Raw genomic sequence first — 12,308 nt, 5'->3', positions numbered from 1 at the left:
GGTTACATTCCGAACCCGGAAGCTAAGCCTCACAGCGCCGATGGTACTGCAGGGGGGACCCTGTGGGAGAGTAGGACGCCGCCGAACTAAATTTAGAGAAAAGCCCCGTGCCATTCGGCACGGGGCTTTTCTGTGTTTGGGGGCATTTTAGGGCGCATAGCGCTTCGGAGTTAGAGGCGGCCTGCTGCTTTCAATGCCAGATAGGCGTCTGCCAACGCCGGCGCGAGTTCATTGGGAGTAGCGTCCACGACCGTTACGCCGTGACGCATCAGGCGTTCTGCCGTGCGGTGGCGTTCCGCTTGGGCTTGGGCGGCTGAGGCGGCGTCGTAGATCGCTTCCGTATTTCCTCGGGCCTTCGCCATTTCCGCGATCTTCGGGTCCGCTACAGATGCGACCAGAACCGTGTGGCGATTGGTGAGGCGGGAGAGGACCGGGAGGAGGCCTTCTTCCACCGGGGCCGCGTCGAGGCTTGTGAGGAGGACGATGAGGGAGCGGCGGGGAGCTGTGTGCAGGGCTGCGGCGGCGAGGCCTCGGGCGTCTGTTTCTACGAGTTCCGGTTCCAGTGGTGCCATGGCGTTGACCAGGGCGGGGAGGAGTTCGCCGGCCGAGCGGCCTTGCACCAGGGCGCGGATTCGGCGGTCGTAGGCCAGCAGGTCGACGCGGTCGCCGGCGCGGGAGGCGAGGGCGCCCAGGAGCAGGGCCGCGTCCATGGATGCGTCGAGGCGAGGTGCGTCGCCGACTCGGCCGGCGGAGGTGCGGCCGGTGTCGAGGACCAGAAGGATGTGGCGGTCACGTTCCGGGCGCCAGGTGCGTACTGCGAGGGTGGATTGGCGGGCGGTGGCTCGCCAGTCGATGGAGCGGGTGTCGTCGCCGGGAACGTACTCGCGGAGGCTGTCGAATTCGGTGCCTTCGCCGCGGGTCAGGGTGCTGGTGCGGCCGTCGAGTTCGCGGAGGCGGGCCAGTTTCGAGGGGAGGTGCTTGCGGCTGTGGAACGGGGGGAGGACGCGGACCGTCCACGGGACCTCGTGGCTGCCCTGGCGGGTGAAGAGGCCGAGCGGGCCGTATGAGCGGATCGTGACTTGGTCGGCCGTGCGGTCTCCGCGGCGGGTGGGGCGGAGGCGGGTCGTGATGCGGCGGCGTTCGCCCGGGGGGATTGTCACGCGGTGGCGGGATGCCTCGACTTCGGTGCCGGGGAGCCAGCTGCTGGGCGGCCATGCGTCGCGGAGTTGGGCGCGCAGGGGGCGGCGCGATGGGTTGGTCACGGTGAGGGTGACGTCGGCCGGGTCGCCAAGTCGTACCGCGGTGTCGCCTGAGCGGGTCAGGAGCAGGCGGCGTACCGGGGCGGCCAGGGCGAAGTCGCAGGCGCAGGCCAGGGCCAGGGGGGCGTTCACGGCGAGGATGCCGGTCCAGCTGGGCTCCCAGATGCCTACGGGGAGGGCGCCGAGGGCGGCGAGGAGGGCGGTGCGTCCGGTGAGGGCCATGGGTCCAGAGCCTTGCGTCAGCGGGGGACGGGGACGTGGGCGAGGATCGCGTGGATGACGGAGTCGGGCGTGACGCCCTCCATCTCGGCCTCGGGGCGGAGCTGGATGCGGTGGCGGAGTGTGGGCAGGGCGAGGGCTTTCACGTCGTCTGGGATGACGTAGTCGCGGCCTGTCAGCCAGGCCCACGCGCGGGCTGTGGAGAGCAGGGCTGTCGCGCCTCGCGGGGAGACGCCGAGGGTGAGGGACGGGGATTCGCGGGTGGCTCGGCAGATGTCGACGACGTAGGCCGTGATCTCGGGGGAGACGGAGGTTTTCGCGACGGCGGCGCGGGCGGCTTCCAGGTCGGCGGCGGTGGCTACGGGGCGTACGCCGGCGGAGCGCAGGTCGCGGGGGTTGAAGCCCTGGGCGTGGCGGGTGAGGACGTCGATCTCGTCCTGGCGGGACGGGAGGGGGACCGTGAGTTTGAGGAGGAAACGGTCCAGCTGGGCTTCGGGGAGGGGGTACGTGCCCTCGTACTCGACCGGGTTCTGGGTCGCGGCGACCAGGAAGGGGTCGGGGAGGGGGCGGGGGGTGCCGTCGACCGTGACCTGGCGTTCTTCCATGGCTTCGAGGAGGGAGGCTTGGGTCTTGGGCGGTGTGCGGTTGATCTCGTCGGCGAGGAGGAGGTTGGTGAAGACCGGGCCCGGCTGGAAGGAGAACTCGGCGGTGCGGGCGTCGTAGACGAGGGAGCCTGTGACGTCGCTCGGCATCAGGTCGGGGGTGAACTGGACGCGTTTCGTGTCGAGTTCGAGGGACGCGGCGAGCGCGCGGACGAGGAGGGTCTTGGCGACGCCGGGGACGCCTTCGAGGAGGACGTGGCCGCGGCAGAGGAGCGCCACGACGAGGCCCGTGACCGCGGGGTCCTGGCCGACGACGGCCTTGGCGATCTCCGCGCGCAGGGCCTCCAGAGATGCCCGTGAGCTGCGGGGATCTCCGGCGAGCCCGGCGTTGTCAGTGGTCGGGTCCATCATGAATGGCGTACCTCTCTTTCGAGGGCGTCGAGTTGGTCGGCGAGGGCGATCAGGGCCGCGTCGTCGGCCAGCGGCGGGCCGAAGAGGAGGGGGCGCGGGTCCTGGCCGGGGGTGTGGAGAGCGGCGGTCAGAGCGGGGAGCAGCGTCTCGGGCGTGTGGGCCTGGGACGGGGGGACGCCGATGAGGGGGGCGAGGCGGGTGCGGGTGGCGGTGCGAAGAGCTGAGGCGGCGCGGTCGCGGGCGTTCGCCTTGCGGTAGAGGCGGGCGCGGCCTTCGACGGCCTCGGAGGCGTGGATCGCTACGGGGAGGCGTTCGGGGACGAGGCGGCCGAGACGGCGGGCGCGCCAGAGGGCGGCGAGGGCTGCCGCGACGAAGAGTTGCAGGGTGCCCCAGAGCCAGCCGGAGGGGAGCAGGTCGAGGAGGCCGCGGCCCCCAGTGCCTGTGCCGGTGGCTGAGGAGTCGTCGGAGAGTGAAGGGAGGTACCAGACCAAGTGGGGGCGGGAACCGAGGAGTTGTAGCGCGAGCGAGGCGTTGCCGTGCTGGTCCAGGCGGCTGTTGAAGAGGATGTCGGGGGCGCCGATGAGGACGGTGTCGCCGCCGTGCGCCTCTGGCAGGCGGAGCAGGGTGGGGAGGCCCTTGCTGGGGTAGCAGGCGTCCGCGTCGGCGGGGTACGTGGCGTAACGGCGGCCGGCTGTCTCGGCGTCGCCGGCGCGGTGGGCGGCGGGGAGGGCGCAGCCTGGCTTCTGGAGGGTGCCCGTGCTGGGGGTGGCGCTCGCGGTGACGTCGGGGGTGAACGTGCTCAGGGTGGGGGTGCCTGGGGCGATCAGGACGGTACGGCCGCCGGATCGGGCGGTGGCGGAGCGCAGTTGGGAGAGCTGGTGCTCCGTGAGCAGGTCGGGGGAGGCGACGAGGACGGTGGTGTCGGGGCTGGCCGCGGCGCGGGCCGCTGCGGTGGTGGTGACGACCCGGGTGGATACGCCGTGGCCGGCGAGGAGCTGGGCGACGGCGCGGCTGCCGTTGGGGTCGGCGGAGCGTGGGTCGAGGCGGCCGTGGGCGGCGTTGGAGCGGACGAGGGCGATGGCTGCGGCGGTGATGAGGACGAGCACGGCGGCGAGGAGTAGGCCGCGGGTGCGGGTCCAGATGTGACGGGGGGTGGGGGATGTGGACGTGGGGGTGGAGGTGGGATGTGCGGGGGGTTGTTGGGTGGGGTGCGTGGGTTGGTCGGGCGTGGCGGATGTGGTCGGGGTGGCGGCGTGCGGGGGCTGCGGGTGTGGGTTTCGGCTGGTCACTCGGCGGCTCCCGGAGGGGTGCTGCTGGTGAGGGCGGGGGCGGTGAGGGCAGTGACGGGGGGATCGGCGGGGTGCTCTTCGGCGGGGTGCCGACGTGGCGTGGGGGTGGGCGCGCTCGGGGTGGTGCCGGTCGCGAGGGTGGGTGCTCCCGGGGGACGCTTGGCGGGCTGCGTTGGCGGCGTGGGGGCCGGGGCCGGGGTGTTTCGGGTCGTGAGGGCCCTGGGGTCGGGTGCTGCGGGGGGCCGCTTAGCGGAGTGCGTGGGCGGCGTCGGCTCGGTGGGGGTGTTCGGAGTGGGGGCCGATGCCTTCGGAGTGGTGCAAGCCGTGGACCGGGGTGCCGTGGTGGGGCGGGTACGCGGCGCGGGCGGCTCCTCCTCGAGGTGCGCAGGCCATGCAGGTTCGGCCTGCGCCTGCGGTGCGACGGCGCGCTCTGGGCGTACGTACCGGCCGGTCACTCGGCCGCTCCCCGGGAGGTGCTGCCGGTGAGGTCGGGGGTTGTGCGGGACACGGCTGTGTCGAGGGTTGTGAGGTGTTCGTACGTATCGCGGGTTGCTGTGCGGCCGCCGTATGTGACGTCGTCGAAGTGGCGGGCGGCTGCGCGTAGTTCGGTGGCGTGGGTGGGGAGGGGGTGGGCGGCCTCGGTGGCTGCTTCGTCGGCGGTGCGGCCGGGGCGGGGGTCGAGGAGGGCGCGTTCCTCCAGGGAGCGGACGATGGCGCGCATCCGTTCCTGGACGGCCGGGGTCCAGTGGCCCTGGGCGGCGTGCGCCTCGGCGGCGGCGCGGTGTTCGGCGGCGCTGTGGGGGCGGTCGTCGAAGAGGGCGGCCGTGGAGCGGGGAGCGCTGCGCGGGGAGCCCAGGCGCCACCGCAGGGCGACGACGAGGGCCACCACCGCGAGCGCGATGACCAGCAGGCCGACCGTGCCGCCGGGGGTCGCCCGGGACGCGGCGGAGAAGAGCTTGCCGATCCATTCCCAGAAGTGGTCGAGGCCCCGCTGGAGGAGGCTCGGGTCGTCCTGGTGGTACGCGGGCTTGGACAGCTCGCGTCGGGCGGCCTCCCGCGCGGGGTCGCGCGGGATCGTCACCGGTGGTTCGCCGCCGCCGCGCGGGTGCAGCGCGGCGGCGAGGAGCGCTCCCCCCGCCAGGCTCACCGCATCAGCTCCCCGGGGTGGGGCGGGCGGTGTCGCCGGAGTCCTGGAGGCCCGCGGCGCGGCCGAGTTCCAGGTCGAGGGCCTCGCGGCGGATGCGCTGGTCGATGTAGAGGAGCACGGTGACGCCCGCCGTGACGGGGAACGTGATCATGGAGCCGATCACCGAGCCGATGCCCGTGACGATCAGGAACGTCCAGCCGGGGTTGACGGCGCTGCCGTCGAGGAGGTTGCTGACGCCCTCGCCGCTCAGCGCGGAGGCGATGACGGTGAACGGGATGATGATGATCGACGAGACGACCCCGGCGATGATCCCGGCCAGCAGCTGGATGCCGAAGACCCGCCACCACGAGCCGCGCACCAGCTTGGCCGAGCGGCGCATCGACTTCAGGATGCTCTGCTTCTCCAGCATGAGGGCCGGCGACGCGAGCGAGAAGCGGATCATCAGCCAGATAGCCAGCCCGGCGCCGACGAGGGCGCCCAGCGCGAGGAGCGCGGAGCCGGATTCCGAGGAGCCTATGACGCTGACGAGGATGCCCGGCACCATGCAGGCGAGCAGGACGGCGGCGGCGATCAGCGGCAGCAGGATCGTCAGGCCGCACAGCCTCAGGAGCTGGGGCTTGGCGTCCTTCCAGGCCTCGCCGAGCGTCACGGACCTGCCGAGCACGGCCCGGCTGGTCACGGTCGTGAGCAGGGCCGTCGCGACGATGGTGCCGAGGAGATAGACGACCTGGACGACGCCCGAGTCGGCCATGGCTTCGCCGAAGGCGCGGGCCACCTCGCCGGGCGTGGCACCCGCGTTCTCGAGGGCGGCCGTGTCCGGCGTGCCGGTCAGGACGAGGCCCTGGAGGAGGACGGTCACGACCTCGATGAGCACGGCGACGGCCAGGGAGATGCCGAGGACGGTGCGCCAGTGCGTACGCATGGTCGACACGGCTCCGTCGAGGATCTCGCCGACGCCCAGCGGGCGCAGCGGGATGACACCGGGCTTGGCGGCCGCCGGCCTGCCCTGCCACCCACCCCATCCGCCATAGCCGCCACCGGGGCCGCCGTAGCCACCGCCACCGGGGCCACCGGGGCCACCGGGGCCGCCGTAGCCACCGCCGCCGGGCCCGCCGTACCCGCCGCCCCAGCCCTGGGCCGGAGCGGCCGGTGGGGCCGGTGGGGGCGGGGCCTGGCCGGAGGCCGACGGGGCGGACCACTGCGCGGGCGGTGGCTGCTCCTTGGACCACTTCGGGTCGGGAGCACCGCCCTCACCCGCGCCGGCCGGGCCGTCGTGGCCGTCCTGCGCGGGCTGGTCGTCGTGGTCGTCGGAGGGGGCAGATCCGGGCGAGGCCCAGCCCGGAGTGTCGTTCATCGTCGCTCCTTCACGGTGCCGGTCCGCGTTCGCGGCGGCGGCTTGGCGCCCATCGTGCCACGGTGCGGCCCGGCAGTGACGGGGTGCCGTACGGGCTGGATGCCTTCAACTGTCCGGCCGGTACGGGGCAGACTGGGCGGATGGCTGATCAAGACGCGCGAACCGGCGACGACAAGCGGCCCACCGACCTACCCGTACTGCGATGGGCGGAGCCGGCCGAGGGGCCCGCGCTCGTCCTGCTCGACCAGACCAGGCTGCCCCTCGAAGAGGTCGAGCTCGTGTGCACGGACGCGCACGGACTCGTCGAAGCCATCCGGACGCTCGCCGTCCGGGGAGCGCCGCTGCTGGGCATCGCGGGGGCGTACGGCGTCGCCCTGGCGGCGGCCCGCGGGTTCGACGTGGACGAGGCCGCCGACGCGCTGGCCGCCGCGCGCCCCACCGCGGTGAACCTCGCCCGGGGCGTGCGCCGCGCCCACACCGCGTACCGGAAAGGGCTTGGGCAGGAGGGGGACCGGGAGCGGGCCGCTAGGGACGCGCTGGCCGCCGCGCGGGCGCTGCACCGGGAGGATGCCGAGGCCAGCGCCGCCATGGCCGCGCATGGCCTCGCGCTGCTCGACGAACTGAACACCGGAGGGCAGCACCGGATCCTCACGCACTGCAACTCGGGGGCGCTGGTCTCCGGGGGCGAGGGCACCGCGTTCGCGGTCGCACTCGCCGCGCACCGGGAGGGAAAGCTGCGCCGGCTCTGGGTGGACGAGACGCGTCCGCTGCTCCAGGGGTCGCGGCTGACCGCCTACGAGGCGGCGCGGACGGGGATGGCTTACACGCTGCTCACGGATAATGCGGCGGGGTCGCTGTTCGCGGCCGGCGAGGTCGACGCGGTGCTGGTCGGCGCGGACCGGATCGCGGCGGACGGTTCGGTCGCCAACAAGGTGGGGACCTATCCGCTCGCGGTGCTCGCCAGGTACCACCACGTGCCGTTCATCGTGGTGGCACCCGGTACGACCGTGGATCCGGACACCCCCGACGGAGCGTCCGTCGAGGTGGAGCAGCGGGCCGGACAAGAAGTGACGGAGGTCATGGCGCCGCGGGCGCTCGTGGCCGGGGTCGATGTGGGAGGGGGGAATCCGGTGGCTCCGCTGGGGACACAGGCCTACAACCCCGCGTTCGACGTGACGCCGCCCGAGTTGGTGACGGCGATCGTCACGGAACGGGGAGTGATTTCCCCTGTGACAGCTGAAGGACTGGGCGAGCTGTGTGCCAGGTCACGCCAGGTAACGATTAGCTAATGGGATGATGTGGCCTATGAAGGGACGAGTCCTTGTCGTCGACGACGACACCGCACTGGCCGAGATGCTCGGCATTGTGCTGCGTGGTGAAGGTTTTGAGCCGTCGTTCGTAGCTGATGGCGACAAGGCGCTGGCCGCCTTCCGCGACTCCAAGCCGGATCTGGTGCTCCTCGACCTGATGCTTCCCGGCAGGGACGGCATCGAGGTGTGCCGTCTGATCCGGGCGGAGTCCGGGGTACCGATCGTGATGCTGACGGCGAAGAGCGACACGGTGGACGTCGTGGTGGGCCTCGAGTCCGGCGCCGACGACTACATCGTGAAGCCGTTCAAGCCGAAGGAGCTCGTGGCCCGTATCCGGGCGCGGCTGCGGAGGTCCGAGGAGCCCGCGCCGGAGCAGCTCACCATCGGTGACCTGGTCATCGATGTCGCCGGGCACTCCGTGAAGCGGGAGGGCCAGTCGATCGCGCTGACGCCGCTGGAGTTCGACCTGCTGGTCGCGCTCGCCCGCAAGCCGTGGCAGGTGTTCACGCGCGAGGTCCTGCTCGAACAGGTGTGGGGCTACCGGCACGCGGCCGACACCCGCCTCGTGAACGTACATGTGCAGCGGCTGCGCTCGAAGGTCGAGAAGGACCCCGAGCGTCCGGAGATCGTCGTGACCGTCCGTGGCGTCGGTTACAAGGCCGGACCGAGCTGACGTGTCCCGGGACAGTGCCGCTCCGGCACCCGGGAGGCCGGGAATCCGCTCGGAGCGGCCTGTGGGACCGAAGGCCGGGCGCGGCTTCGTGCTGCGCCGGGTCCTCGACGGCGGTCTGCTGCTCCAGGGCGGGATGAAGGGCAGCCCTGTGCTGCGCCTCTTCGCGCGCTGGGTGCGGCGGCCGCTGCTGCCCGCCATGCGCCTGTGGCGACGGAACATCCAGCTCAAGGTCGTCGTCACGACGCTCCTGATGTCGCTCGGCGTCGTCCTGCTGCTCGGCATCGTCGTCATCGGCTCCGTACGCAACGGCCTGCTCGACGCCAAGGTGAAGGCGTCGCAGAGCCAGGCCGAAGGCGGCTTCCGGGCCGCCAAGGACAAGGCCGACACCGCGGCGGCCGGCGCGCGCGACGGGGCGACGGCGGACGGCCGCGCCCCCCTCAACACGAACAACTGGATGAGTGAGCTGGTCACCCAGCTCGCGTCCGGCGGCCAGAGCGCCTTCGACGTCGTCACGCTCAGCCCGCCCGGCGCCGACGGCAGCGAGAGCGTACGCGGACCGCGCGCCTCCGGCGGCGTCCTCGACCCCAGCGTGCCCGACGACCTGCGACAGCGCGTCGACCAGATGACCGGCGCGTCCCAGGAGTACACGCGGATCGTCTACGAGGACGGCAAGGAATCGCAGCCCGGCCTCGTCATCGGCAAGCAGCTCACCGACCCCAAGGGCCACGCCTACCAGCTGTACTACCTCTTCCCGCTCACGCAGGAGGAGAAGTCGCTCGGCCTCGTCAAGGGCACCCTCGCCACGGCAGGACTGTTCGTCGTCGTCCTGCTCGGCGCCATCGCCTGGCTCGTCGTACGGCAGGTCGTCACGCCCGTGCGGATGGCGGCCGGAGTCGCCGAGCGGCTCTCCGCGGGTCGGCTCCAGGAGCGCATGAAGGTCACCGGCGAGGACGACATCGCCCGGCTCGGCGAGGCCTTCAACAAGATGGCCCAGAACCTGCACACGAAGATCCAGCAGCTCGAGGATCTCTCACGGATGCAGCGGCGCTTCGTGTCCGACGTGTCCCACGAGCTGCGGACGCCACTGACGACGGTACGGATGGCCGCCGACGTCATCCATGACGCGCGCGTGGACTTCGACCCGGTGACCGCGCGCTCGGCGGAGCTCCTCGCCGATCAGCTCGACCGGTTCGAGTCACTGCTCTCGGATCTTCTGGAGATCAGCCGCTTCGACGCGGGCGCCGCCGCCCTGGAGGCGGAGCCGATAGACCTGCGCGAGGTCGTCCGGCGCGTGGTGGGCGGCGCCGAACCGCTGGCCGAGCACAAGGGCACGCATGTGCGGATCATCGGCGACCAGCAGCCGGTCGTCGCCGAGGCGGACGCGCGGCGCGTCGAGCGCGTCCTGCGCAACCTCGTGGTCAACGCCGTCGAGCACGGCGAGGGCAAGGACGTCGTCGTACGGCTCGCCGCGGCGGGCGGCGCGGTCGCCGTCGCCGTACGGGACTACGGCGTCGGCCTGAAACCCGGGGAGGCCACGCGGGTCTTCAGCCGCTTCTGGCGCGCCGACCCGGCACGCGCGCGTACGACCGGAGGAACGGGCCTCGGCCTGTCCATCGCCCTGGAGGACGCGCGGCTGCACGGCGGCTGGCTCCAGGCGTGGGGCGAGCCGGGCGGCGGATCGCAGTTCCGGCTGACGCTGCCGCGCACGGCCGACGAGCCCCTGCGCGGGTCGCCGATACCGCTGGAACCGGAGGACTCACGGCGCAACCGCGGCCTCAGCGAGGCCGGGCTCCCGCCAGGTGGGGGCGCGGGCAAGCTGGCGACGGTTCCGGCGCAGGCGGCGGGTGCGTCCCGCGTGGCTGTGTCCGAGTCAGCCTCGCCCCGGTACTCCGTCGATCCCGCGGCGCTGCCGGGGAACGGTGCGCGAGTCGTGGCCCGAGGCGAGGCAGCAGCGTCCCGAGGAGAGGCGTCGGCTGCCCAGGAGGAACACGCCGGGGCCGCGGACGCCCCGCACGAGCAGTCCGGACCGGCCGACGCGGCCGGCGGGAGGGGCGAGGGAAGTGGTGACGGTCGTGCGCGGTGAGCAGGGGCGGCCGGCGTCGGACGGACGACGGCGCGGACTGCGCACAGGTGTGCTGGCAGGCAGCGGCGCGCTCGTGCTCAGCGGGTGCGCGTCCATGCCGGACGGCGGCGGCCTGCAGGCCGTAGAGGCATCCCAGCGGCCCGACTCGCAGGTACGCGTCTTCGCGATGCCACCGCGCGAGCACGCCGGGCCCGTCAGCATCGTCGACGGCTTCCTCGAGGCCCTGACCAGCGATGATCCCCAGTACACGATGGCGCGCAAGTACCTCACGGCGAAGGCGGCCAGGAGCTGGCACCCGGAGGCACGCACCACCGTCCTCAAGGACGGGCCGAGCCCGGACCCGGCGAACGGGCCGAGCGCCGGTGACGAAGGCCGTACGTTCCGGCTCAACGGCAGTCAGGTCGCGCTGGTCGACCAGGAGCAGGCGTACCGGCCGGAAAGCGGCGCGTACAGCAAGACGCTGCACCTCGTCCAGGAGGACGGGCCCAAGGGCAAGCAGTGGCGCATCGACGGGCTCCCGCAGGGCGTCGTCCTCGGACAGTCCGACTTCCAGCGCATCTACCAGTCCGTCGACAAGTACTACTACGCGCTGGACGAGGAGACACCGGGCGGCGGCTCGGCCACCAACGCGAGCACGAGTACGAGTACGGGTACCAGTACGGGTACGGGTTCAGGGGTGAGTGGCCGTCAGAAGAGGCTGGTGGCCGACCCCGTGTACGTACGCCAGTGGATCGACCCCCTCACGCAGACCGTGCGGGCGCTGCTCGACGGGCCCACGCGCTGGCTGGATCCCGCGGTGACCACGGCGTTCCCGACCGGCACGGGGCTGCGCAAGGACGTGAAGTCCCTCGCGCCCGACGACGACAACAACCTCAAGGTGCCGCTCAACGCGAAGGCCGACCACGTCGGGCAGGCCCGCTGCAAGGAGATGGCCGCCCAACTCCTGTTCTCCCTCCAGGATGTGACGTCGGCGAACGTCTCGCAGATCGAACTCCAGCGGTCCAACGGCTCACAGTTGTGTGTGCTGAGTGAGAGCGGCGCCGAGGGTCTCGTGGCGCAGCGCACCTCCGGCCCCTCCGACGACCAGTACTTCCTGGACGGCAAGGGCCGGCTCGTACGGATGTCCGGCGCCTCCCGCACGACGAAGGAACCCGAGCGCGTGCCGGGACCCCTCGGCGACGGTGAGCAGCGGATGCGCTCGGTCGCGGTCTCGCGCGACGAGACGCAGGCCGCGGCGGTGTCGAGCAACGGGAGCGAACTGTTCGTCGGGTCGTTCGTGTCGGGTGCCTCGCTCGGCGACCCGGTAGCGAAGAGTGAGGCGAAGTCCGAGAACGACCGCCTGACGACGCCCAGTTGGGACGGGCTCGGCGACCTGTGGGTGGCCGACCGGGACCCCAAGAACCCGCGCCTGCTCATGCTCGGCCGGGGCCTCGCGGGCAAGGTCCACGAGGTCGAGGTGTCCGACCTCGGCGGCGCACGCATCGACGCGGTGAAGGTGTCGGCCGACGGGGTGCGCATCGCCCTCATCGTGGAGGACAAGGGCCGGACGACGCTGCGCATCGGACGGATCGAGCGCGACGTGTCGGCCGACGGCCGGATGACGGTGACGGTCCCTCAACTCAGCGCCGCCGCACCGCAGATGGAGGAAGTCACGGCCATGTCATGGGCCGGCCCGAGCCGCCTCGTGGTCGTCGGCCGCGAGTCCGGGGGCGTACGGCAGCTGAGTTACGTCCAGTGTGACGGGTCGGTGCCGACGGGGCAGGCGCTGCCCGGCCTGACCGGCGTGAAGGAGATCGCGGCGTCCGAGGACGACCGCCTCCCGCTCGTCGCCCACTCGGACGACGGGATCGTCCGACTGCCGCCGGGGCTGCCTTGGCAGACGGTGCTTAAGGAGGGGACGGCTCCGGTTTATCCGGGGTAGGGGGTGGGGGGTTGGTTGGGGCGGCGATTCGAGGGGTCGG

Annotated in this window: 9 protein-coding genes and 1 rRNA gene; 5 read left to right on the top strand and 5 right to left on the bottom strand. The window is 72.4% G+C overall.

Going from position 1 to position 12,308, the window contains the following annotated elements; translation table 11 throughout:
• Positions 1–87, top strand: a 5S ribosomal RNA gene (rrf, locus tag ABZ893_RS18920); the annotation flags it as partial.
• 83 nt (positions 88–170) lie between these two features.
• On the opposite strand, the gene ABZ893_RS18915 is transcribed toward rrf, so the two are convergent.
• The 5 genes from ABZ893_RS18915 to ABZ893_RS18895 form a co-directional block, all read right to left on the bottom strand.
• Positions 171–1,481 (bottom strand): DUF58 domain-containing protein, encoded by a 1,311-nt coding sequence (locus ABZ893_RS18915; RefSeq protein WP_361404562.1) that lies wholly within the window; start codon positions 1,479–1,481, stop codon positions 171–173.
• 17 nt (positions 1,482–1,498) lie between these two features.
• Positions 1,499–2,491, bottom strand: a complete 993-nt coding sequence (locus tag ABZ893_RS18910; protein ID WP_361404559.1) for a MoxR family ATPase — start codon at positions 2,489–2,491, stop codon at positions 1,499–1,501.
• Positions 2,488–3,633: a DUF4350 domain-containing protein gene (locus ABZ893_RS18905; RefSeq protein WP_361404629.1), complete on the bottom strand. Its 1,146-nt coding sequence runs from the start codon at positions 3,631–3,633 to the stop codon at positions 2,488–2,490. The genes ABZ893_RS18910 and ABZ893_RS18905 overlap by 4 nt, the downstream gene beginning before the upstream one ends.
• Positions 3,634–4,231: 598 nt before the next feature.
• Positions 4,232–4,927 (bottom strand): DUF4129 domain-containing protein, encoded by a 696-nt coding sequence (locus ABZ893_RS18900; RefSeq protein ID WP_361404556.1) that lies wholly within the window; start codon positions 4,925–4,927, stop codon positions 4,232–4,234.
• A gap of 4 nt (positions 4,928–4,931) precedes the next feature.
• Complete coding sequence (locus tag ABZ893_RS18895) at positions 4,932–6,281, bottom strand: hypothetical protein (RefSeq protein WP_361404553.1); 1,350 nt, start codon at positions 6,279–6,281, stop codon at positions 4,932–4,934.
• Positions 6,282–6,421: 140 nt separating this feature from the next.
• On the opposite strand from ABZ893_RS18895, the gene mtnA reads away from it, so the two are divergent.
• The 4 genes from mtnA to ABZ893_RS18875 all read left to right on the top strand — a co-directional run bounded on the left by mtnA (position 6,422) and on the right by ABZ893_RS18875 (position 12,268).
• Positions 6,422–7,570: an S-methyl-5-thioribose-1-phosphate isomerase gene (mtnA, locus tag ABZ893_RS18890; protein ID WP_361404550.1), complete on the top strand. Its 1,149-nt coding sequence runs from the start codon at positions 6,422–6,424 to the stop codon at positions 7,568–7,570.
• Positions 7,571–7,574: 4 nt separating this feature from the next.
• Positions 7,575–8,264, top strand: coding sequence for a two-component system response regulator MtrA (mtrA, locus tag ABZ893_RS18885; RefSeq protein WP_361404547.1), 690 nt, complete (start codon positions 7,575–7,577; stop codon positions 8,262–8,264).
• A gap of 1 nt (position 8,265) precedes the next feature.
• Positions 8,266–10,347: an MtrAB system histidine kinase MtrB gene (gene mtrB, locus ABZ893_RS18880; RefSeq protein ID WP_361404544.1), complete on the top strand. Its 2,082-nt coding sequence runs from the start codon at positions 8,266–8,268 to the stop codon at positions 10,345–10,347.
• 94 nt (positions 10,348–10,441) lie between these two features.
• Positions 10,442–12,268, top strand: coding sequence for an LpqB family beta-propeller domain-containing protein (locus ABZ893_RS18875; protein WP_361404626.1), 1,827 nt, complete (start codon positions 10,442–10,444; stop codon positions 12,266–12,268).
• Positions 12,269–12,308 lie beyond the last annotated feature (40 nt).

It is taken from the genome of Streptomyces sp. NPDC046821, assembly GCF_040645335.1.
Lineage (GTDB): Bacteria > Actinomycetota > Actinomycetes > Streptomycetales > Streptomycetaceae > Streptomyces.
Note: the sequence above shows the minus strand (reverse complement) of the source record. Positions and strands in the feature narration are given on the sequence as shown.